The sequence below is a fragment of the Streptomyces sp. BB1-1-1 genome, assembly GCF_031597775.1.
Classification (GTDB): Bacteria; Actinomycetota; Actinomycetes; order Streptomycetales; family Streptomycetaceae; genus Streptomyces; species Streptomyces thinghirensis.
The window spans coordinates 1,654,348-1,675,494 of the sequence record NZ_CP134203.1; the positions used below are offsets into that span (position 1 = coordinate 1,654,348).

Here is a 21,147-nt window from a genome sequence, read left to right on the forward strand (position 1 = left end):
GCGCCCTACGCGCCGTACCGCTCCCGCAGCTCGATCTTGCGCACCTTCCCGGAGACGGTCATCGGGAAGGAGTCGAGGATCTGAAGGCGGCTGGGCACCTTGTAGTGGGCCAGCTGGTCCTCGCAGTAGGCGCGCAGCTCCTCCAGGGTGAGCGGATCGGCCGCGTCGCGCGGGATGACGCAGGCGAGGACCTCCTCGCCGTAGCGCTCGTGCGGTACGCCGACGACCTGGACGTCCGCGATCTTCGGGTGGGCGTAGAGGAACTCCTCGACCTCGCGCGGGTAGATGTTCTCACCGCCCCGGATGATCATGTCCTTGATGCGGCCGACGATCTCCACGTAGCCGTCCTCGCGCATCACCGCCAGGTCGCCGGTGTGCATCCAGCGGCCGGCGTCGATCGCCTCGGCGGTCTTCTCGGGCTCCTCCCAGTAGCCGAGCATCACGCTGTAGCCGCGGGTGCGCAGCTCGCCGGCGTCGCCGCGCGGCACGGTCACGCCGGTGACCGGGTCGACGACCTTGACCTCGATGTGGGGCAGGACCCGACCGACCGTGCCGGTGCGGTGTTCGAGGTCGTCGTCCATCCGGGTCTGGAGCGAGACCGGTGAGGTCTCGGTCATGCCGTAGCAGATGGAGACCTGCTCCATGTGCATCTCGGCGACCACCCGTTTCATGACCTCCACCGGGCAGGGCGAGCCGGCCATGATGCCGGTGCGCAGGGAGGTGAGGTCGTAGGAGGCGAAGTCGGGGAGGTTCAACTCCGCGATGAACATGGTGGGGACGCCGTACAGAGAGGTGCAGCGCTCCCGCTGGACGGCCTCCAGCGTGGCCTTCGGGTCGAACGTGCGGGCCGGGATCACCATGCAGGCGCCGTGGGACGTGGCGGCGAGATTGCCCATGACCATGCCGAAGCAGTGGTAGAACGGGACCGGGACACAGATCCGGTCCTGTTCGTCGTAGGCGACCAACTCCCCGACGAAGTAACCGTTGTTGAGGATGTTGTGGTGGGAGAGCGTCGCCCCTTTCGGGAAGCCCGTCGTCCCGGAGGTGTACTGGATGTTGATCGGGTCGTCGCAGGACAGCTCCTCGAACGGCGCCGGCGTCCCGCGCGCGGTCAGCGCCTCCCAGCTCGGATCCCCGATGAACACCGTCTCCCGCAACCGCGGGCACTTGCCCCGTACTTGCTCGACCATCGCCCGGTAATCGCTCGTCCGGTGGCTGAGGGAGGCGACCAGGAGCGAGACACCGGCCTGGTTGAGGACGTACTCGACCTCATGGGTGCGGTAGGCCGGGTTGATGTTCACCATGACCGCGCCGATACGGGCGGTCGCGTACTGGACGAGCACCCACTCGGGGCAGTTGACCGCCCAGATGCCCACCCGGTCACCCCGGGAGATCCCGCTCGCGAGCAGCGCGTACGCCAACTCGTCGACGTCGGCGGCGAACTGGGCGTACGTCCAGCGCCGCCCGCTCTCCACGTCGACCAGCGCTTCGCGATCCGGCCAGGCCGCGACCGCGCGGTCCAGGTTGGCGCCGATGGTGTCGCCGAGCAGCGGGGTGTCGCCGACCCCGTGGGTGTACGAGTTCACCGGAAGTCCTCCTCGCGGTACTCGGCGTCCGAGCCCGCCGCCGTGGCCTCGCGCAGTTCGATACGGCGGATCTTGCCGGAGACGGTCTTGGGCAGCTCGCCGAACTCCAGGCGGCGGACGCGCTTGTAGGGGGCAAGGGTCTCGCGGGAGTGCTCGAACAGCACCTTCGCGACGTCCGGGCCCGGCTCCCAGCCGGCCGCCAGGACGATGTACGCCTTCGGCACCGCGAGGCGCAGCTCGTCCGGCGCGGGCACGACCGCGGCCTCGGCGACCGCCGCGTGCTCCAGCAGCGCGCTCTCCAGCTCGAACGGGGAGATCTTGTAGTCGGAGGCCTTGAAGACGTCGTCGCTGCGGCCGACGTACGTCAGGTACCCGTCGGCGTCGCGGGCGCCGATGTCGCCGGTGCGGTAATAGCCGCCGGCCATCGCCTCGGCGGTGCGGTCGGGGTCGCCGTGGTAGCCGGTCATCAGGCCGACGGGGCGGTCGGACAGGTCCAGGGCGATCTCGCCCTCGTCCACGCCGGGCGCGCCGGTGACCGGGTCGAGCAGTTCGACGCGGTAGCCGGGGCTGGGGCGGCCCATGGAACCGGTCTTGAGCACCTGGCCGGGGCTGTTGGAGACCTGGACGGCGGTCTCGGTCTGTCCGAAGCCGTCCCGGATGGTCCTGCCCCAGGAGCGGCGGACCTGTTCGATCACCTCGGGGTTCAGCGGCTCACCGGCGGCGACGACCTCGCGCGGCGGGGTGGCGAGCTGGGTGAGATCGGCCTGGATGAGCATGCGCCACACGGTCGGCGGCGCGCAGAAGGTGGTCACCCGGGCCCGGTCCATCTCGGCCATCAGCCGGGCCGCGTCGAACCGGGTGTAGTTGTACAGGAAGACGGTCGCCTCGGCGTTCCACGGCGCGAACAGGTTCGACCAGGCGTGCTTGGCCCAGCCGGGCGAGGAGATGTTCAGGTGCACGTCGCCGGGCTTGAGCCCGATCCAGTACATGGTCGCCAGGTGCCCGACGGGGTACGACACGTGGGTGTGCTCGACCAGCTTGGGGCGGGCGGTCGTGCCCGAGGTGAAGTACAGCATCAGCGGGTCGTCGGCGGCGGTGGGGCCGTCGGGGGTGAAGGCGTCGGAGGCCGTGTACGCGTCCTCGTAACGCCGCCAGCCGGGCTCCGTCGTTCCCCCCACCGCGACGCGCGTGTAGTCACCGGGTACATCGGCGAACTTGCCGGTGTCCTCGGCGCGGACGACGACATGGCTCACCCGGCCGCGGTCGACGCGGTCGCGGAGGTCGGCGGGGCCGAGCAGCGGGGTGGCCGGGATGACGACGGCGCGGAGTTTCATCGCCGCGAGCGCCGTCTCCCACAGTTCGGCCTGGTTGCCGAGCATGACGAGGACGCGGTCCTCGGGGCCGACGCCCCACTCGCGCAGCCGGTTCGCGACCCGGTCGGAGCGGGCGGACATCTCGGCGAAGGAGACCCGGACCTCGGATCCGTCCTCCTCGACGATGTGCAGGGCGGTGCGCTCGTTGCCGTCGGCGATGACGTCGAACCAGTCCAGCGCCCAGTTGAAGTGCTCGGGGCGGGGCCAGGTGAAGCCCTCGTGGGCGGCGGTGTAGTCCTCGCGGTGTTCCAGCAGGAAGTCCCGTGCGCTGCGGAACAGCTCCGTGGCCGTCGTCATCTGTCCTCCTTCGTGCCGGACCTTGCCGGGCGGCTCTGTGCCATCGTCTAATCCGTGATGCAGGTCTCACTACCCCCGAACGGGGGTGTGCGTCCCGGACGGGGGCGTGGGCCCCGAACGGGCGCGAGGGAGGGCGGAACGAGTGGCGGTGGACGCGGCCGACGGGGTGGAGATCCGGAACGCGCTGGTGAGGATGCGGCGCACGACCGGGCTGCCGGTCGCCTTCGGCGGGCTGGTGGAGTCCGGGCGGCGGGTGCGCATCAGCGAGCTGAGCGGCACCGCCACGACCGCGCTCAGCGCCCTCGCGGTGGTCTCGGGCAACGGGCTGGGCGGCAAGGCCGTGCAGCTCACCCGGCCGTGCGCCGTGACGGACTACTCCGTCTCCCGGCACATCAGCCACGAGTACGACCTCCCGGTCGCCGCCGAGGGCCTGCGCTCGGTGCTGGCGGTGCCGGTGGTCGTACGGCGCCGGGTGCGCGGCGTGCTGTACGGCGCCCTGCGCACGGCCCAGCCGCTGGGCGAGCGCACGTTGAGCGCGGCCGTGGCGGCGGCGCGGGACGTGGAGCAGGCGCTGGTGCTGCGGGACGAGGCGGGTGAACTGCTCGCGGCGGCCCGGCCGGAGCCGGCGGGCGACGCCGCGGGCGCCGCGGCCTGGGAACAGGTGCGGGAGGCGCACGCGGCGCTGCGGGCACTGGCGCCCAGGATCGCGGACCCGTCGCTGCGGGACGAACTGCTGCGCGCGTGCGGCCTGCTCGCGGTGGGGAGCGGGCCCGCCGCCCAGGGGCCCCGGCCGGCTCCGCGCGAGATGGACGTGCTGGCCTGCGTGGCCGCGGGCGCGACGAACGCGGCGGCCGCGGAGCGGCTCGGCCTGCGGCCGGAGACCGTCAAGGGCTACCTGCGCTCGGCCATGCGCAAGCTCGGCGCCCGGACGCGCGGAGAGGCGGTCGTCGCGGCGCGCAGGGCGGGGTGGCTGCCGTAGGGGGTGGAGCGGTGCCGCTGTCGTGGGCGGGCAATCGCGGTGTTTTTCCGCGGCCTTTGTTTTCGGTGCCGCCGTTTGTTATTCGCCTCACCTGCTCGTGCCCCCGTAATTCAATGGACCGATGCCTAATATTGGCCGGGACACGACATACGGAGGGGAGCGGTCACCGTGCGACGGGACTTCGCGGAGTCTGGCGGGTGCCGTTCCGACCTGGTCATCGGGCGGGAGGAGTCGTTCGGCGCGGCGCGTGAGCAGCTCGCCCGAGGGGGGAGTGTGCTGCTGCACGGGCCCGCGGGAATTGGAAAGTCGACCGTCCTGCGGACCCTGGCCGCGGAATATGCCCGCACCGCCCGTACCGTGTTGCGCTGCTCGGCCACCGAGTCCGAATCCCATCTGCCCTTCCTGGCCCTCGCCGACCTCCTGGGGCTGGTCCTGGACGACGTGTCGGACGGGCTGCCCGCCGCCCAGCGCACCGCGCTGGAGTCGGCGCTCACCGGGCGCGGCGAGTCCACGCTCCAGCGCGACGGCCTCGCGCTGCGCCTGGCCGTGCTCTCCGCGCTGCGCGCGCTCGCGGCCGCGGGGCCCGTCCTCGTCGTCGCCGACGACCTGCAGTGGCTCGACCCGGCCAGCGCGGAACTCCTCGGCTTCGCCGCCCGCCGCCTGGGCGACACCCCGGTACGGCTGCTGTGCGCGGTGCGGACGGAGGGACCGGAGACCGAGGGCGCGGCGTACGACCGCCATCTGCGCGCGTCCCCGCCGGACACCCGCGCGGTCCGCCTCGGCCCGCTGACCCGCGCCCAGGTGTCGACGCTGCTCGACGAGCGCGGCTACGCGGGCCTGCCCCGCTCCACGGTCCGCGACATCCACCGCACCAGCGGCGGCAATCCGCTGTTCGCCCTGGAGCTGGGCCGGGCGCTGGCCGAGAGCCCCACCCCGCCGCGGCCGGGCGAGCCGCTGCCGGTGCCGACCTCGCTGCGCGCCCTGGTCCTGTCCCGGCTGGAGATGCTGTCGGACGAGGCGCGGCGCACCCTCCTGGTCGCGAGCGCCGGTGCCCGCCCCACCCCGGCGCTGCTGCACGCGGCCGGCCGGGAGAACGCGGAGGCCGAGACCGCCCAGGCGGCGACGCTCGGGCTGCTGGCGACCGACCCGGAGGGTCCGACCGTACGGTTCGCGCACCCGCTGATCTCGGCCGCGCTGTACGCCGAGGCACCGGCGCCGGAGCGGCGGGCGGCGCACGCCGCGCTGTCCACGGCGGCCTCCGACCCGATCGAGCGCGCCCGGCACCTGGCCCTGGCCACCACCGGCACCGACCCGGAGGTGGCGGCCCGGCTGGCGGAGGCCGCCGCGCTGTCCCGGGACCGCGGGGCGCCGTCGGTGGCCGCGTCGCTGGGGCTGCTCGCGGCCCGGCACACCCCGGCGGACAGCGCCCCCGGCCCGGACGAGCGCCGGCTGACGGCCGCCGAGGACGCGATCACCGCCGGCGAGCCGGACCTCGCCCGGGACATCGCCCGCGAGGTGCTGACCCGGACCGGCGTGCCCGGCGAGCGGGTACGCGCCTGGATGGTGGTGATCGAGGCGGCCGGGCAGGCCATCGGCGAGGTCGACGCCGTCTTCCCGCAGGCCCTGGCCGACGCGGGTGACGACCCGCGGCTGCTCGCCCTGGTCCACTACCAACTGGCGTGGCGCTCGCTGGTGGTGCAGGGCGACTTCGCGCAGGGCCGGGAGGAGGCCGCGCACGCGGCCCGGCTGGCGGCGCGGGCCGGGGACCGGCGCACCGAAGTGCTCGCGCTCGCGTTCCAGGCCCAGGCCGAGACGCTGATGGGGCATCCGGGCGCCCCGGCGACCATCCGGCGGGCGCTGGAGGAGCCGCAGGACCCCCGGGTGGCGTGCCATCACAACGGGGCCGGTTCCTCGCGGTTCAGGTGGCTGGTGATGAGCGACCGGCTGGCCGAGGCGCGGACCACCGTCACCGCGCTGCTGCGCGAGGTGCGCCGGCGCGGCATGGCCGAGAGCGAGGTCCACTACCTGCGTTTCCTCGCCGAGACCGAACTGCACTCCGGGCACTGCGGCCGAGCCCTCGAACTGGCCCGGGAGAGCCTGACGCTGGCGCGGGACGCGGGCATCGGCGAGGGCGCTGGCGCGATGCAGGCGGCGCTCGCCGAGGCCGCCGGCGGTGACGTGGAACGGGCGCTGGCGCTGGCGCGGGAGGCGGTGCGGCGGGCCGAGGAGGACGGCGACGCCGTGTACCTGTCGCGGGCGCTGGCCGCGCTCGGGCACGCGAGCCTGGTGGCGGGCGACGCCGGGGCGGCCGTGCGGGCGCTGCGCCGGGTGCGGGAGCTGGAGGCCGGCGCGGGCATCACCGACCCGGCGCGCGGCCGGTGGCAGGGCGACCTCGCCGAGGCCCTGGTGCGCACCGGGGAGCCGGCCGAGGCCCAGGACGTCATCGAGGTCACGCGCGCGCACGCGCTCCGGCTCGGACGGGAGAGCGTGCTCGCCGTGCTGGACCGGGCCGAGGCACAGGTGCGGGCGGCGCGGGGCGAACACCGGGCCGCCGTCACCCGGTTGGCGTCGGCGCGGGAGCGGCTCGCCGGGCTGGGCTACGGCCTGGAGGAGGCGCGGGCGGCCTTCGCGCTGGCGGTGCTGCACGCCGGACGGCCGGGGCGGGCGGCCGGACCGGCGTCGTACGACGAGGCGGCCCGGCTGTTCCGGCGCTGCCGGGCGCTGCCCTGGCTGCGGCAGGTGGAGGCGGCGGTCGCGGCGCAGGCGGCGGGGCCGCCACCGGCGCCGCCCGCCGTGCCGGACGCTCTGGCGGGGCTCGCCTCGATGGAGCGTCAGGTGGCCGCGCTCGTCATGGAGGGCGCGACCAACCGGGAGATCGCCGCCCGCCTGTTCGTCAGCGTCAAGACCGTCGAGGCGACCCTGACCCGGGTCTACCGCAAACTCGGGATCCGATCCCGGGTCGACATCGTCAGACTGGCGGCGGGCCGGCGCCCCGACTGAGAGGGCGGGGTTCACCGACCTGAGAAGGGCGGGGTTCACCGACTGAGGAGGGCAGGGCTCACCAGCCCGAGACGGGCAGGGTTTACCGACGGTGGACCGAGGGTTTTCCCTGCCCGACTCCCCTAGGGGCTTCCCTCATTGGGCGGTCCGTACCGCCGGTTCTAGCGTGAGCACGTGCCGCTCGCCCGGGCATACGGGGGTCTGTCCCGAGACCCCCGTGCTACCCCCCACGCCCGTGCGACCCCCCACCGGCAACCCCTTGAGGAGACTCATGTTCGGGCTCACCCGCGCCAGATCGGCCGCCGCCGCCCTGGCCACCGCCGGCGCCGCCGCCACCGCGCTGCTCGCCGCCCCCTCCGCCGTCGCCGCACCGCAGCCGATCGTCGGCGGTACGACCACCACGACGAGCGCCTATCCGTTCGTCATGCAGGTCACGGACGCCTCGCAGAACCAGTTCTGCGGCGGCACCCTGGTCAGTCCCACCAAGGTCGTCACCGCCGCCCACTGCATGGTCGGCGAGACCACCCGCAGCGTGCGCGTGGTCGGCGGACGCACCTACCTCAACGGCAGCAACGGTACGGTCGCCCAGGTCAGCAGGATCTGGATCCACCCGGGCTACACCGGCGCCACCAACGGCGAGGACGTGGCCGTGCTGACCCTGTCGAGGTCGATGCCGTACACCCCGGCGAAGTACGTCTCCTCCTCGGACACCTCCGTCTACGCGGCCGGCACCACCGCCCGCGTCCTCGGCTGGGGCACCACCCGGGAGAACGGCAGCTCCTCCAACCAGCTGCGGACCGCGACCGTGCCGGTCGTCTCGGACACGAGCTGCCGCGGCTCCTACGGCTCCGACTTCGTCGCGAGCGACATGGTGTGCGCCGGATACACCTCCGGCGGTGTGGACACCTGCCAGGGCGACAGCGGCGGACCCCTGCTCGTCGGGGGCGTCCTGGCCGGCGTCACCTCCTGGGGCGAGGGCTGCGCCCGGGCCGGTCACCCGGGTGTCTACTCCCGGCTGACCACGTTCTCGGACCTGGTGACCGCGCAGGTCACCTCGTAGCCCCGACCCGGCGGCTCTCCTGATCTCCTGAGTACCTCTCAGGTGAAAGACCGGGGGGCGTTGCGAGCCTCCACGAGCGGCCCGCAACGCCCCCTCTCCATGTCACTCGCGGTCACTCGCGCACCGTGCCGAAGCGGACGTCGTACGCCGCCCCCGGGTGCATCGTCGCCAGCGTCCGCTTCCCCTCGGCCGCGACCTCGTCCTTGTGCGCCTGGGTGAGGCGGTCGAAGGGCTCGACGACGAGCGCGTCGTCGTCGAGCTTCCACAGCCCGGCCACGAAGCCGTCGACGAGCAGCACGCGGTAGGCCTGGTTCTTCTTCCAGGTGCGGCCCTTGTACGCGGGCGGGACGACGCGGGTGCGGTCGGCGTGGGAGAGGAGCAGGTTGTCGAACTCCGGGAGGAAGCGCGGCGGGGCCGGCGTGTCCGGGTCGGGGCGGGGCGCGTCGGGGAGGTCGAACAGCTCGGTGCCGTCCTCGCTCCGGAAGGTGACGAGCCGGGGGCGGAGCCGTTCGAAGGCGTCCCGGAGACGGGTCAGTCCCGCCCAGGTCTGCATGTCCCGCACGGAGGCGGGACCGAAGGCGGCGAGGTAGCGCAGCACGGTGTCGTCCGGTGCCGGCGCGGGCAGCGCGGGACGTCCGAGCCAGTGCTCGGCGGTGGTGAGCGTGACCTGGCCGCTCCTCCCCCACAGCCCACGCGGCGTCACCTGCACGAGCGGGAGCCGGCAGCGGGCGGCGACGGACAGCGCCTGCGGCTCGGCGTCCGGCCACTCGGCGAGGAGGGCCTCGCGCAGCCGGCCCAGGGTGCGCGGCTCGGCCTCCACGAGTTCGCGGGCGAGGACGGTGAGCCGGTCCAGGTCGACGCCCACCAGGCCGTCGCGGAAGTTCCGCAGCTCCCGGTCCCGGGCGGCCTGCACCAGCGGACGCAGGGTGAGGCAGTCGTCGGCGGTGTGAGTGTGGATGGTCGAGCGCATGGTGACGAGGCGGGCGACCCGGCGGTCGGCCATCGCCCCGGACAGGTCGTCGGGCGTGAAGCCGTCGAGGCGGGCGGCGAGCGCGTAGTACGGGGGCTTCACGTTCTGCGCCTGGAGTCCGACGAGGTGGGCGACGGCGGCCTCGGCGGACATCGACGCGCGGCGCAGCAGCAACTGCCGGGCCAGCGTGGCCCGGTTGAGGGCGCGGGTGCCGAGGACGGGGGCCGTCGTCGTTCGTGCCTTGGTCGTCATGGTGTGCACGGTAGCGGGGCTCGCGGACAGCCTCTGTCCGCGAGCGGCCCGGAAGCGCGGGGCACCGCTCGTCCGGTCCCCGGCCTCGGTCCTCGTCCGGTCCCCGGTCAGTCCTCGTCCGGTCCCCGGCCTCAGTCCTCGGCCCGGCTCAGCTCCACCGCGAAGCGGGCGCCCGCCAGCAGGGCGAGGTGCGACACCCACAGCCACACCAGGAAGACGACGACGCCGGCCAGGGAGCCGTACAGCCTGCCGTAGGTGCCGATGCCGGAGGCGTAGAGGGAGAAGGCCGCCGAGGAGGCCAGCCACAGCAGCGCCGCCAGGGCGCCGCCGGGCAGGGCCTGGCGGCTTCGGCGGGCCGCCGCGGGGCCGGTGCGGAACAGGACGAGGACCAGCAGCGCGACCAGGCACAGCAGGAGCGGCCAGCGCAGCACGGACCATGCGGTGGCCGCCGTCGCACCGATGCCGACCCACCGGCCGAGCGCCTGGGCCAGCGGTCCGGTCAGCAGCAGCACCAGGGCGCTGGCGACGAGCAGTCCGAGCAGGCTCAGCGCGGTCAGGACGATGCGGTGCAGCCGGTGCCACAGGGGGCGCCGGTCGGGGACGCCGTGCATGTCGTGCAGGGCGCGCCGGAAGACGGCCAGGTAACTGGAGGCCGACCAGAGCGCGCCGACGCCGCCCGCCACGGCCACGGTCAGGGCGGCGGAGCGCTGCCCGGCCATCTCGTGCAGGGTGCGGTGCAGTTCGGCGCCGGACTGCGCGGGCGCCCAGGACGTCACGTCCGCGATGAGACGGTCCGTCAGGTCGGGGGCCACCAGGCCGATGACGGACGCGGTGACGACGAGGGCGGGCACCAGGGCGAGGACGGCGTAGTAGGTGAGGGCCGCCGCCCAGTCCGAGACGTTGTCGTCCCACATCGCCCGCGGCACCCGGCGCAGCGCCCCGGTCCACGGCACCGAACGGTCCCTGAGCCGGGTCAGCCGTGCCTCCGGGTGGGCCGTCATCGCGTACGCCGCTCGCGGCGGGACCGCGCGCCCACGCGGACGTGGGTGTCCAGCGGGTGGGGAGCCAGGGACCGGCGGGCCTCGTCGAGTGCGCCGTGGGTGAGCCGTTCCAGGACCGGTCCGGGTGCGGCGTCGGGCTCCAGCAGCAGGCGTACGCGGGCCCGCGACCGCTTCGGTCCCGCGGGCAGTCGTACGTGGGCGTGGGCGACCCCGGGGGTGGCCTCGGCGCGCCGGGCGACGGCGTCGGCCAGCGCGCGGGAGCGCAGGGTGAGGGGCGGTCCGGCCAGCGGCAGCCGGCGGCGTCCGCCGGGTCGCGACTGGGCCAGGAGCCAGGTGAGGCACAGCAGCAGCGCCAGGGCCGGGCCGGCGACGGCCACCACGGTCCACCAACCGTGGCCGCGGAGGTCGGCGAGGCCCGCGCGGTCCAGCAGCACCGTGCCGGAGCCCGGGCCGGGCCACCACCCGGGCAGCCGCTCGGCGACCGGGCCGGCGGTGAGGGCGAGCCACCCACCGCCGGCCAGCAGAGCCGTCCCGGTCAGCGCGAGCAGCGCGCGGTTGACGGTGTTGCGCAACGGGTTCACGAGTCGGTCTCCTTCACGGACGTCCGGTCATACGGCTGCCCCGGTTCGCCGCCGCCACCGGTGCGGGGTGCACCCCGTGGGGCTCGGTGCGGGGCGGGGGCACGACGTGTCTCCCCCGCGGCCTTGACGCCCGACGCCGATCGCGTCCCCGCGCGTCGAGTCACGGGACGCCGGCGGCCGCCGGGAGGGCTCGGTGTGCGGGGGCATGCGCGGCGTGCTCACGGCGCGCCTCCCTCGCGGTCCGGCCGCCCCGCGGCGCTCGGCGCCTCCGGCATGTCCAGCGCCCGCTGGTCCCCCGGCGCCGAGTCGGAGGACTCCCCCGGGCCGTCCGCGGTCCCCGGGCCGTCCGCGACGGCTGTCCCGGGCGGGCGCCAGTAGGGCTCCGTGCGCAGGGTGACGCGTGACTTCAGGGGCCTGGACAGGCCCAGACCGGCCAGGGTGGAGTCGGCCGCGGCACGGACGGCGGCGTGCGCCGCGGGCCGGTCGCCGAAACCGAGGCGGGCCCGCAGCCGTACGCGCCGTCTGCCGCAGCGCACCCGGACGTCCGTCACGCCGGGTACGGCGGCGGCGGCGTCGCGCAGCAGTTCCGCCGCCGCCGACCGCTCCAGCACCGCTCGCTGCCGGCGGTGCCCGGACGCCGGGGCCATCGGGAGCACCCCGCGCAGGCCGGGTGTCGCCGCCAGCCACAGCAGCCAGACGCCCAGGAGGGCGGCGACGGCGCCGCCCGCCACGACCGGGCCGTCCCCGGGGCCGTGTGCCGCCAGCCAGTCGACCGCCCCGGTGCGCCAGCCGGCCGGACGCCGGTCGGCGAGGTGCACGGACAGGACGTCGTACAGGAGGACGGCGCACACCGCGGCCGCGGTCAGGGACACCAGTGCGGCCGGGACCCGGCGCGGCGACCAGGGCCGCCGGGCCCGGCCGGACGGCCGCTCCCGGTCGGCGGTGGGCGGCGGCGGGGCCGCCCGGTCCGCGGTCAGCGCCTGGACGCGGACGGTCGCCGCCCGCACGGAGAGGCCGCTCAGCTCGGCGACCCGGTCCGCCATCCGGCCACGGACCCGTTCCCCCGCCTCCCCGAGCACCGCCGGGTAGGGCAGCCGCACGTCGACGGAGACGTCGGCGCGGCGTCCGTCGACCGTCGCCGTACCGTGCACGACCTGGGCGCGCCGCCCGCCGAGGTCGGCCTCACCGGCCGCGCGCTCCGCGATCCGGCGCACGGCCCGGTCGGCGACGACGGTCCTGCCGCGGTCGGCGGGCGCCGTGCGGTTGGGGCCGTCGGGGGCCGGTGCCGTGCCGGCCCCACCGCCGGGGGCCGACGACAGGCCGGCCGTACCGCCGGAGACCGATGGCAGGCCGGCCGCACCGCCCCGGGCCGGCGCCCCGGTCACCGCACGCTCCGGTCGCCTAGGGCCGGGGACTCACGCCGGTCCGTGCCGTTGGAACCGCCGGGGGCCGGCGCCGTGCCGACCACACCGCCCGAGACCGATGGCAGGCCGAGCCCACCGCCGAAGCCCGATGGCAGGCCGACCCCACCGCCGGAAACCGATGGCAGGCCGGCCCCACCGCCGAAGCCCGACGCCGGCCCGGCCCCACCGCCGGGACCCCCCGCCCCCGTCACCGTGTCCTCCGGTCGCCGGGGGCCAGGAACTCGCGCCAGTCCGTGCCGTTGTCCATCAGGCGTCCCAGGACGCCGCCGACCGCGCCCAGCGCGGCCACCAGCAGGAACGCACCGAAGCCGCCGAACCAGCCGGCGAAGGCCAGCGCCATGCCCACCAGCATGCCGGTCATCGCTCTGCTCATCACTCACCTCCGCCTCTGCGAAACCGGTCCCTACTCGACGCGCGTCTCGACCGGGCGCTCCGGGTCCTCGTCGTCGGGCAGGTGGACGTCGTTGACGGTGATGTTGACCTCGACGACCTCCAGGCCGGAGATGCGCTCGACCGCGTCGATCACGTTCTCCCGGACGTCCCGGGCGAGGTCGGCGATGGGTACGCCGTACTCGACGACCAGGTCCAGGTCGATCGCGGTCTGCCGCTCGCCGACCTCGACCTTCACGCCGCGGCCCACGTTCGGCCGGCCGCCGGGCACCCGGTCGCGGACCGCGCCGATGGTGCGGGACAGGCCGCCGCCCATGTCGTACACGCCGGGGATCTCCCGCGCCGCCATGCCCGCGATCTTGACGACCACGACGTCGGCGATGGACGTGCGGCCGCGCGTGCCGGCCGGTTCGGTGGCCCCGGTGGAGCCGCCGCTCACCGTGGTCGTCGCGCCGCCCTGCGCGCTCCGGCCGGTGCCGCCCGCCTGGCCCGTGATGCCGTTCTTCTTCTCCGTCGCGGTCGTCTGCGGTGCCGTCGTCATGGTGTCCTCCGTCAGCCGTGGTCGTTTGGTGCTTCTGGACGTTGGACACGGGTGGCGGTACGGCGTTACGCGGTCGAGGGGAATTTCTTCCGCGCCGACCTTTTCGGTGGGTCCGCGTAACGCCGGGCGCGGTCGGCGTGTCCAACCGGGGAACCCGTTGCGGGGACTGTGGGAACGACGGAAGGGAGCGCACGTGCCGGGGGACGACGGACTGCTCGCGGTACGGGCCGCCGAGGGCGACGAGGACGCCTTCGAGGCGCTCGTGCGCCGGCACGCGCCCGGGCTGCTGCGGCTCGCGGCGCGCATGCTGGGGAGCCCGTCCGAGGCGGAGGACGCCGTGCAGGACGCGTTCGTCAGCGCCTGGCGCAGGCTGCCGGAGTTCCGCGGGCAGTCGGCCTTCGCCACCTGGATGCACCGCATCGTCGTCAACCGGTGCCTGAACATGCTGCGCTCCCGGCGCCCCGTGACGGACCTGGACAGCGTGCCCGAGCCCGTCGCGCCGGACCACGTGGCCTCGCCCGCCCGGGCCGCCGAGTCGCACGCCGCCGCGGTGGCGCTGGGCCGGTCGCTGTCCGCGCTCTCCCCCGAGCAGCGCGTCTGCTGGGTGCTCAGAGAGCTGGAGGGTCTGTCGTACGAGACGATCGCGGAGACGGTCGGGATCAGCCCCGAGGCTGCCCGCGGCCGGGTGTTCCGCGCACGACGCTGCCTGACGGAGGCGATGACCGAATGGCGATGAACACCGGGGCGGAGCTGCCCGGGCCCGGCGCCGGGCCCGGCGGCGCGGACGGCACGGCGGACGGTCTGCCGGACGACGAGCGGCTGGCGTGCGGGCGGCTGCTGTCCGAGGTGTGGGAGACCCGGGAGGAGGGCGCGGACGACCCGCACCCGCGCGCCTGCCCGCACTGCGCGGCGGCCGTCCGGCAACTCGACCTGCTCGGTGCGGCGGTGCGCGAGGCCGGGAGCGGGCGGGAGCCGGAGTGGGACGCCGGGGCGCTGACCGAACGCGTCATGGACGTCGTCCGGCTGGAGCTGCGGCCCGGGCCGCCGCTGCCCCTCGGGGAGTGGGAGGAGGACCTGTGGGTGCGCGAGGCGATGGCCGCCAAGACGCTGCGGGCCGCCGCCGAGACCGTTCCCGGCGTGCGGGCCGGCTCCTGCCGGATCCGGCCCGCCGAAGCCGGCGGTGTGCCCGCGCGCGGGCCGGTCCGGGTGCGGCTGGAGGTCGTCGTGCCGATCGCGCCGGGCCTGCCCGACCTCGCGGAGGAGATCCGCCGAAGGGTGCGCGGGGCGGCGGACGAGGCGCTGGGGCTGCCGGTGGCGGACGTGGACGTGCACATCACGGACGTGACGGACCCGGCCGAGACGGATTCGGACACCAACGAAGAAGAAGGGGAACGACCGTGACCGCTGCCGCCACCGGCCGGGACGCCCTCGCCGGCACCGTCGCCCGGGTCACCGCCGACGTGCCCGGTGTGGCCTTCCTGCGGCCGGGACTCGTGGACCTGTTCCGCGGCTCCGCCCGCACCGGACCGCCGCTCCCGGCCGGCCGGACGTCGGCGGGCGTACGGGTGACCCGGGCCTCCGGGACGGGGCCGTGGGAGGTGGACGTCCAGGTCGTCGTCCACCGCGGCCACCGCGCCCTGACCGTCGCCCGCGCCGTACGCGACGCGGTGGCCACGGCCCTCGCGGAGACGGCGCCCGGCGCGCAGGTGACGGTGACCGTCACCAACGCAGTATGAGCCCGCGGCCGCGTCACCCGCAGGTGCGCCGGTGGGCGAGCCGCGGCAGGAGTTCGTGCCAGGTGGCGGGGGTGAGGTCGCCGCCGGTGCGGGCGCAGATGTGACGGACCGTCCGTTCCGTGTCGAGCGTCCAGAGCCGCGCCGTGAGGTCGTTGCTCGCGGAGGCGAGGGTGTCGCCGTCGGGACTGAACGCGACCGAGGTGACCGTCTCCAGGTGGCCGGTGAGTTCGTCGCCGAAGGGCTCGGCGTGGACGGGGTCGGCGACGTTCCACAGGCGTACCTCGTGGTCCTCGCCGCCGCTCGCGAGGGTGCGGCCGTCCGGGGCGAAGGCCACGGAGGTGACGCCGCCGCGGTGCCCGGTCAGCGCCTCGCCCAGGGGGCGGACCCGGCCGGGGTCGGTGGCGTCCCACAGCCGTACCGTGCGGTCCCGGCCGCCGGTGGCGAGGGCGCGGCCGTCCGGGGAGAATGCCACCGAGTTGACCCAGTCGCCGTGGGCGGTGAGGGGTTCGCCCACGGGGCGGGCCCGGTCGCGGTCGCCCACGTCCCACAGGCGGGCCGTCTTGTCCTGGCTGCCGGTGGCGAGGGTGCGGCCGTCGTCCGGGGCGAAGGCCACGGAGGTGATCCAGTCCGTGTGGCCGATCAGGGGCACGCCGAGAGGCCGTACGTCGTGCGGGCCGCGCACGTCCCACAGCCTGGCCCGGCCGTCCGCGCCGCCGGTGGCGAGGGTGCGGCCGTCCGGGGCGAAGGCGACGGTGAGGACGCCGCCCGGGTGCGCGTCGGGGAGGGTGCCGGCGGGGGCGGGGCGGGCGGGTTCGGAGACGTCCCACAGACGTACGGTTCCGTCCTCGGCGCCGGTGGCGACCGTGCGGCCGTCGGGGGCGAAGGCCGCGGTCAGGACGGGGGCCTCGTGGCCGGTGAGGTGTCGCGGCAGCGCGCGGGGGTGTCCCGGCCGGCCGACGTCCCAGAGCCGGACCAGGGCGTCGTCGGTGCTGGCGGCGGCGAGGAGGCGGCCCTTCGGGCCGTAGGCCACGGAGGTGAGCGGGTTGGTGAAGTCGGTGAGGACGTTCTCCGGCAGGTGCCAGACGCGGACGCTGCGGTCGGCACCGGTGGTGGCGAGGGTGCGGCCGTCCGGGGCGAACGCCACGTCCCACAGGCCCTCCGTGTGCCCGGTCAGCGGCTCGCCGATCTGCTGCGGGTACTTCGGGTTGGCCACGTTCCACAGGACCACGGTGTCGTCCTGCGCGGCCGTGGCCAGCGTGTGTCCGTCCGGGCTGAACGCCACCGCCCACACGGCGGCGGAGTGCGTGGTGAGCGGATCGCCCAGCGGGGTCGGGCCGCCCGAGCCGGACACGTCCCACAGGCGCACCGTCTCGTCGTAGCCGGCGGTGGCCAGGGTGGCGCCGTCCGGGGAGAACGCCACCGACCAGACGGCCTCCTCGTGTGCGCGCCGGGGCTCGCCGAGCGGGGTCGCCCCGTCGGCGCCGTCCAGTCTCCACAGGCGGACGGTTCCGGTGTGGCCGGCCGTGGCGAGGGTGCGGCCGTCGGGGGCGAAGGCGACGTCGCGGACGCTGCGGGCGTCGGCGCGGACCGGTGCGCCCAGCGGCTCGGGCCGGGCCGGGTCGCCCACGTCCCACAGGCGGACGGTGCCGTCGTCGCCCGCGGTGGCGAGGGTGCGGCCGTCGGGGGTGAAGGCGACGGCGACGACGGATTCCCCGTCGTGGCTCACCAGGGGCGGGCCGACGGGCCGCGGCCGGGCGCGGTCGTGCGCGTCCCAGAGCCGGACGGCGCCGCCGTGCCCGGCCGCGACCAGCAGGGCGCCGTCGGGTGAGTAGGCCACGTCGCCCACCGGTCCGCCGGCGATGCGCAGCGGCTCGCCGAGCTGCTCGTCCGCGCCCGCCGTGTCCCACAGCCGTACGGTGCCGTCGTGGCCGCCGCCGGCGAGGGTCCGGCCGTCGGGGGCGAACGCGACGGCACTGCCGATGCCCTCGTGTCCGGACAGCCGGGTGGACAGCACCCGGCCCGCGTCCGTGGTGAGCCGGGTCCGCAGCTCGGCGGTGGAGCGCATGCCGAACGCGGCGACGTCGAGCCGGGCGGTCAGCGCGGTGTTGGTGCCGCGCAGCCGGTCGGCCTCCGCGGTGATCCGGCTGAAAACGGCGTCGTCCCGCTCGGCCTGGGCGGTGGCCCGCGCCCGCAGAGCGACGACGGCGGTGCCCGAGGCGACCAGGACCAGCAGGGCGAGCGCCGCGGACAGGCCGCGCCGGAGCCATACCGCGCGGCGCCGCCGGCGGATCGACGCGGCCAGGAACTCGCTCTCCACCGGCGTGAGATCCGCGCTCCGCTGGTCCTGCGGGAAGGCGTCGTGGGCGGCGGACAGGCGCGAGCCCGCGTAGAGCGCGGCGTTCTCCCGGCCGAGGGCCAGCCAGGTGCCGGCGGCCTCGGACAGTGCCCGGTGGACGCGCAGCCGGTCGCGTTCGGCGTCGATCCAGCCGCGCAGCCGCGGCCAGGCGGTGATGAGGGCCTCGTGGGCCAGTTCGACGGTGCCGTCGTCGAGGGTGAGCAGCCGGGCCCGGACCAGCCGGTCCAGCACGGCACGGGCGCTGTCGGGGTCGCCGAGGTCGAGTTCCGCGTGCTCGGCGGGCCGACGGGTGTCGGGGGTGCCGTCGCCCGGGGCGACGAGCCGCAGCAGGATGCGCCGGGCCAGGTCGGCCTGGGGCCCGGTGAGTTCGCCGTACACCTCCTCGGCGGTGCGGACGACGGCGCCGCGCAGTCCGCCGGCGGCCTCGTAGGCGGACTCGGTCAGGGTCCGGCCGGTGCGGTGCCGCCAGGTCTCCAGCAACGCGTGCGACATCAGCGGCAGTCCGCCGGGCGCGTCCTCGACCTCGTCGAGCAGCCGTGCGGTCAGGGCGCGTTCGACGACCAGTCCCGCCGCGGCGGCCGGCCGGACGACGGCCTCCCTCAGCTCGTCCCGGCCCATGGGTCCGACGAGCAGGGTCGCGTCCTGCAACGCCGCGGTGAGCTCGGGGTGTTCGGCGCACCGCCCCAGGAAGTCGGCGCGTACGGCGATCACCACCCGCAGTGAGCTGTCGGGGGCGGTGGCGGCGAGCAGCCGGTCGACGAAGGCGTTCCGTTCGGCCGGGTCCGTGCAGAGGGTGTACAGCTCCTCGAACTGGTCGACGATCAGCCAGGTGTCCGCACCGGTGTCCGGCACGGGGGCCAACCGGTCCCCGTGGGTGCGCAGCGGGTACGCGCCGGGGGTGAGGATGCGTACGGCCGCGGGGGGCTCGGGGGCGTCCGCGTCGGTTCCCGGCTCGCGCAGGCGCGGGATCAAACCGGCCCGCAGCAGGGAGGACTTGCCGCTGCCGGAGGGTCCGAAGACGGCGGTGAAGCGGTGCCGGCGGGTCAGCTCGGTCAGCCGGCCGACCAGCCGGTCACGCCCGAAGAACAGGGCCGCGTCGTCCGGTTCGTACCGTGTCAGGCCCCGGTACGGGGGTCGCGTGTCCTCGTCGGCGGCGGCGAGGGCGGCGGCCTCCGCGCTCGTCTCGCGCCAGCGCCGCTCCCATTCCTCCGGGTCGCCGCCGCAGACGTCGACGTAGGCGAGGGTCACCGCGAGGGTGGGGAGCTGCCGGCCGGCCGCCGCCTGCGACAGGGCGGTCACCGAGAACGGGACCTTCTGCGCCATCGCCCGGTACGTCGGTCGCCCCACCGACTCCCGCAGGGCGCGGAGTTCCGCGGCGAACCGCTGCACCGGTCCGGCGTCCGGGTCGAGCCGTCGCTCCCGGCGTCCCACTCCGCTTCCGCTCACGTATCCCCGCCCACGCCGTCGTCGCTTGTCGCTCTCGGTTTCCGCCCGGGCGCCCACGGTAGGGAGCCGCCGGACGGCGCGGCAAGCGAACGGGTGATCGTCGGCGGGGGACGCACGGGGAGTTCACGGCCTCTTCACTCCGGTCGCGCATTGTTCAGTGCCGCCTCCGGGCTGCTGAACAACGGTATTCCGCGGTGGAATCGGTGGCCGGGGGAGTGCGGGGCGGCGCGGACACCGGGTCCGGCGCGGCCGTGCCGTGCCACCCCGCACCCACTTCGCCCGCTCCGGGGAAAGGCACATGAGGGAAAGTGATCCGATGACTCCCGCCACCACGCGTCGGCCGGCCGGCGTCACCCTGGCCGTGGTCCTGCTGGCACTGGGGACCCTGACGGCCGTCGTCGCGGCGACGGCCGACCCGCAGGCGCAGGCCCGGACGCTGATGACCGCGCTCTGGCTCGCATGCGTCTGGTTCGCGGTCCGGGCGGGCCGCGGGCGGCGGACCGCGCGCACCACGGCCGCCTGTCTGACCGTGCTGATCCTGCTGCTGGCGGCCCCGTTCGCGCTCGTCGACCCGCTGTACGGCGGTCTCACCCTCCTGATGGCCGCGGTTCTGGCGGTCCCCGGGCTGTTCCTGCTGTACGCGCCCGCCGCCGAGGCGTACGTCCGCGCCCGGCAGGGCGACGAGGGGAGCGAGGCATGACCCGCCCGCCGTACGACGGGCCGGAGTACCCCGAGTCCGAGTTGCCCGAGCCGGAGCACTGGCCGCCCGCCCCGCCGCGCGAACCCCGGGAGCCCGATCCGCTCGCCGTCGCCGTCGGCAACGCCTCGCTGCTCGGCGTGGGTTACCTGATCCTGGGGCGACGGGGGTTGTTCTGGGGTGCCGCGGTGGTCACCGGCGCGCTGGTGTGGCTGATCGTCTCGAAGGCCGAGACGTGGTCCGAGCTGCTCCTGCTGCTGTGGTGGGCGGCGGTCGTCGCGCACGGCCTGCGGCTGGCGCGGCGCGACCCGGCGGCGGGCCCCCGGCGCGGTCAGCGGGTGCTCGCGCTCGCCCTCACCCTCCCGGTGCTGGCGACCGCCGGGTGGCTGCGCTTCGACGCCCACGGGATCGAGGACGCCGTCGCCGAGGCCCGCGAGGACGGGGACTGCGTGGCCGTGGTGGCCGCGCAGGACAGGGTGGGGCCCGGCCACCGGCTGGCCGCCGCCCCGGTGGCCGCCCGCGGCGACACGGCGGTCGGGACGTGCGAGCGCCTGGACACGGCGGCGGGCTATCTGAGCGGCGGGCTCACCGGTGACCTGGAGATGCTGGAGACCGGCTTCGGACGGCTCGGCACGGTCCTCGAGGAGCCCGGCAACGAGCAGACGGTCGGGACGACCCTGAACCGCTTCCTCCGGGATCTGCCCACCGAAGACGGCTGCCGGACCATCCGCATCGCCGACTGGCTGCGTGAGCGCGACAGCGGGCCGAAGAGCCTGAACGGCCCCTCCTCCGCCACCGCGGCCCGGATAGCGCCCGAGGCGCTGATGGAGTGCGCCGACACCCTCATGACCGACGAGGAGTGGGCGGACGCGCGCGACCGCTACCGGCGGCTGCTCGACGAGCACCCCGGCGACGACCGCGCGGAGGCCGCCCGCAAGGGAATCCGGAAGGCCGGTCTGGCCATCGAGCTGGACCACGTCAGGGAGCTGGTGACGGCGGCGGACGACATGAGCACCGGTTACTGCCGGGAACCGGCGAAGTACTCGCAGGCGCCCGCCTACCGCAAGGGCACGAACCGCGCCCTGTTCGTGGGCGACGGCGAGTACTCGGACAAGCTGCCGGACGGGTGGCACGCCTCCGACGCGGCCAAGGCGGCGCTGGTGGTGTGCGTGGACTCGGCGGGCGTCGGGAACACCGTCGAGACCTGCCAGTACCGGGACGACGACGAGCGCGTCCGCAGCGTCACCTTCCACAAGGTCGAGGTCCGGGTGAAGGCCTACGCGCTGCGGACGGGGAAGCTCGTGACCGACCGCAAGCTGCAGATCAGCGGCACCAGCTGCCCGTACTTCATCTCGTACTACGGCAGTCCGCCGTCGCAGCAGTCCGTCACGCCCTCGGACGACGACGTGCGCGACGCCTTCGAGTCGGTGGTCAAGCGCTGACCGGCCGGCGGGGTTG

At 75.5% G+C, this 21,147-nt stretch carries 17 protein-coding genes; 8 read left to right on the top strand and 9 right to left on the bottom strand.

From position 1 onward, the window contains the following. Positions 1 to 5 precede the first annotated feature (5 nt). Together RI578_RS07680 and RI578_RS07685 are read right to left on the bottom strand one after the other, a co-directional pair. The gene (locus tag RI578_RS07680) at positions 6 to 1,586 is read right to left on the bottom strand and encodes an AMP-binding protein (RefSeq protein WP_310870386.1); all 1,581 of its coding nucleotides are present in this window, start codon (positions 1,584 to 1,586) and stop codon (positions 6 to 8) included. Further along, complete coding sequence (locus RI578_RS07685) at positions 1,583 to 3,256, bottom strand: AMP-binding protein (protein WP_310870387.1); 1,674 nt, start codon at positions 3,254 to 3,256, stop codon at positions 1,583 to 1,585. Before RI578_RS07685 ends, RI578_RS07680 begins: the two co-directional genes overlap by 4 nt. A gap of 193 nt (positions 3,257 to 3,449) precedes the next feature. On the opposite strand from RI578_RS07685, the gene RI578_RS07690 reads away from it, so the two are divergent. The 3 genes from RI578_RS07690 (at position 3,450) to RI578_RS07700 (ending at position 8,295) form a co-directional block, all read left to right on the top strand. Continuing rightward, complete coding sequence (locus RI578_RS07690) at positions 3,450 to 4,235, top strand: response regulator transcription factor (RefSeq protein WP_383552892.1); 786 nt, start codon at positions 3,450 to 3,452, stop codon at positions 4,233 to 4,235. Between the two features lie 168 nt (positions 4,236 to 4,403). Beyond that, positions 4,404 to 7,235: an AAA family ATPase gene (locus tag RI578_RS07695; RefSeq protein WP_310870389.1), complete on the top strand. Its 2,832-nt coding sequence runs from the start codon at positions 4,404 to 4,406 to the stop codon at positions 7,233 to 7,235. Positions 7,236 to 7,506: 271 nt separating this feature from the next. After that, the gene (locus RI578_RS07700; protein ID WP_310870390.1) at positions 7,507 to 8,295 is read left to right on the top strand and encodes a serine protease; all 789 of its coding nucleotides are present in this window, start codon (positions 7,507 to 7,509) and stop codon (positions 8,293 to 8,295) included. A gap of 112 nt (positions 8,296 to 8,407) precedes the next feature. Here the strand turns inward: RI578_RS07700 and RI578_RS07705 are convergent, their stop codons facing one another. The 6 genes from RI578_RS07705 to RI578_RS07730 all read right to left on the bottom strand — a co-directional run bounded on the left by RI578_RS07705 (position 8,408) and on the right by RI578_RS07730 (position 13,454). Next, entirely contained in the window at positions 8,408 to 9,517 is a 1,110-nt protein-coding gene (locus RI578_RS07705) for a winged helix DNA-binding domain-containing protein (protein WP_310870391.1), read from the bottom strand. A 131-nt stretch (positions 9,518 to 9,648) separates the two neighbouring features. Further along, positions 9,649 to 10,518: a YihY/virulence factor BrkB family protein gene (locus RI578_RS07710; protein WP_310870392.1), complete on the bottom strand. Its 870-nt coding sequence runs from the start codon at positions 10,516 to 10,518 to the stop codon at positions 9,649 to 9,651. After that, on the bottom strand, positions 10,515 to 11,099 hold the full coding sequence (locus tag RI578_RS07715; RefSeq protein ID WP_310870393.1) for a hypothetical protein: 585 nt from the start codon (positions 11,097 to 11,099) through the stop codon (positions 10,515 to 10,517). The genes RI578_RS07710 and RI578_RS07715 overlap by 4 nt, the downstream gene beginning before the upstream one ends. Before the next feature lie 218 nt (positions 11,100 to 11,317). Further along, positions 11,318 to 12,484, bottom strand: coding sequence for a DUF6286 domain-containing protein (locus RI578_RS07720; protein ID WP_310870394.1), 1,167 nt, complete (start codon positions 12,482 to 12,484; stop codon positions 11,318 to 11,320). A gap of 226 nt (positions 12,485 to 12,710) precedes the next feature. Further along, on the bottom strand, positions 12,711 to 12,896 hold the full coding sequence (locus RI578_RS07725) for a hypothetical protein (RefSeq protein ID WP_310870395.1): 186 nt from the start codon (positions 12,894 to 12,896) through the stop codon (positions 12,711 to 12,713). A gap of 30 nt (positions 12,897 to 12,926) precedes the next feature. Continuing rightward, positions 12,927 to 13,454 carry an Asp23/Gls24 family envelope stress response protein gene (locus RI578_RS07730; protein WP_310870396.1) on the bottom strand — a complete coding sequence of 176 codons (528 nt, stop codon included), beginning with the start codon at positions 13,452 to 13,454 and terminating at the stop codon, positions 12,927 to 12,929. Positions 13,455 to 13,647: 193 nt separating this feature from the next. Between RI578_RS07730 and RI578_RS07735 the strand changes: the two genes are divergently transcribed. Genes RI578_RS07735 through RI578_RS07745 form a run of 3 tightly spaced genes read left to right on the top strand, consistent with a single transcriptional unit; the run spans position 13,648 to position 15,190 of the window. Further along, positions 13,648 to 14,190: an RNA polymerase sigma factor gene (locus RI578_RS07735; protein ID WP_310870397.1), complete on the top strand. Its 543-nt coding sequence runs from the start codon at positions 13,648 to 13,650 to the stop codon at positions 14,188 to 14,190. Beyond that, positions 14,181 to 14,855, top strand: coding sequence for an Asp23/Gls24 family envelope stress response protein (locus RI578_RS07740; RefSeq protein WP_310870398.1), 675 nt, complete (start codon positions 14,181 to 14,183; stop codon positions 14,853 to 14,855). Before RI578_RS07735 ends, RI578_RS07740 begins: the two co-directional genes overlap by 10 nt. After that, entirely contained in the window at positions 14,852 to 15,190 is a 339-nt protein-coding gene (locus RI578_RS07745) for an Asp23/Gls24 family envelope stress response protein (protein ID WP_310870399.1), read from the top strand. The genes RI578_RS07740 and RI578_RS07745 overlap by 4 nt, the downstream gene beginning before the upstream one ends. A gap of 13 nt (positions 15,191 to 15,203) precedes the next feature. Here RI578_RS07745 and RI578_RS07750 read toward each other — a convergent pair whose 3' ends face one another. Further along, the gene (locus RI578_RS07750) at positions 15,204 to 18,992 is read right to left on the bottom strand and encodes a WD40 repeat domain-containing protein (RefSeq protein ID WP_310870400.1); all 3,789 of its coding nucleotides are present in this window, start codon (positions 18,990 to 18,992) and stop codon (positions 15,204 to 15,206) included. Between the two features lie 316 nt (positions 18,993 to 19,308). On the opposite strand from RI578_RS07750, the gene RI578_RS07755 reads away from it, so the two are divergent. Then, positions 19,309 to 19,692, top strand: a complete 384-nt coding sequence (locus tag RI578_RS07755; RefSeq protein ID WP_310870401.1) for a hypothetical protein — start codon at positions 19,309 to 19,311, stop codon at positions 19,690 to 19,692. Continuing rightward, entirely contained in the window at positions 19,689 to 21,131 is a 1,443-nt protein-coding gene (locus RI578_RS07760) for a hypothetical protein (protein WP_310870402.1), read from the top strand. The genes RI578_RS07755 and RI578_RS07760 overlap by 4 nt, the downstream gene beginning before the upstream one ends. The last annotated feature ends 16 nt before the right edge of the window (positions 21,132 to 21,147 follow it).

Bases quoted from the DNA above. Each gene is read 5' to 3' on its own strand.
- RI578_RS07685 (WP_310870387.1), bottom strand. From the start codon at position 3,256: ATGACGACGGCCACGGAGCTGTTCCGCAGCGCACGGGACTTCCTGCTG.
- RI578_RS07690 (WP_383552892.1), top strand. From the start codon at position 3,450: ATGCGGCGCACGACCGGGCTGCCGGTCGCCTTCGGCGGGCTGGTGGAG.
- RI578_RS07700 (WP_310870390.1), top strand. From the start codon at position 7,507: ATGTTCGGGCTCACCCGCGCCAGATCGGCCGCCGCCGCCCTGGCCACC.
- RI578_RS07705 (WP_310870391.1), bottom strand. From the start codon at position 9,517: ATGACGACCAAGGCACGAACGACGACGGCCCCCGTCCTCGGCACCCGC.
- RI578_RS07710 (WP_310870392.1), bottom strand. From the start codon at position 10,518: ATGACGGCCCACCCGGAGGCACGGCTGACCCGGCTCAGGGACCGTTCG.
- RI578_RS07725 (WP_310870395.1), bottom strand. From the start codon at position 12,896: ATGAGCAGAGCGATGACCGGCATGCTGGTGGGCATGGCGCTGGCCTTC.
- RI578_RS07730 (WP_310870396.1), bottom strand. From the start codon at position 13,454: ATGACGACGGCACCGCAGACGACCGCGACGGAGAAGAAGAACGGCATC.
- RI578_RS07740 (WP_310870398.1), top strand. From the start codon at position 14,181: ATGGCGATGAACACCGGGGCGGAGCTGCCCGGGCCCGGCGCCGGGCCC.
- RI578_RS07755 (WP_310870401.1), top strand. From the start codon at position 19,309: ATGACTCCCGCCACCACGCGTCGGCCGGCCGGCGTCACCCTGGCCGTG.
- RI578_RS07760 (WP_310870402.1), top strand. From the start codon at position 19,689: ATGACCCGCCCGCCGTACGACGGGCCGGAGTACCCCGAGTCCGAGTTG.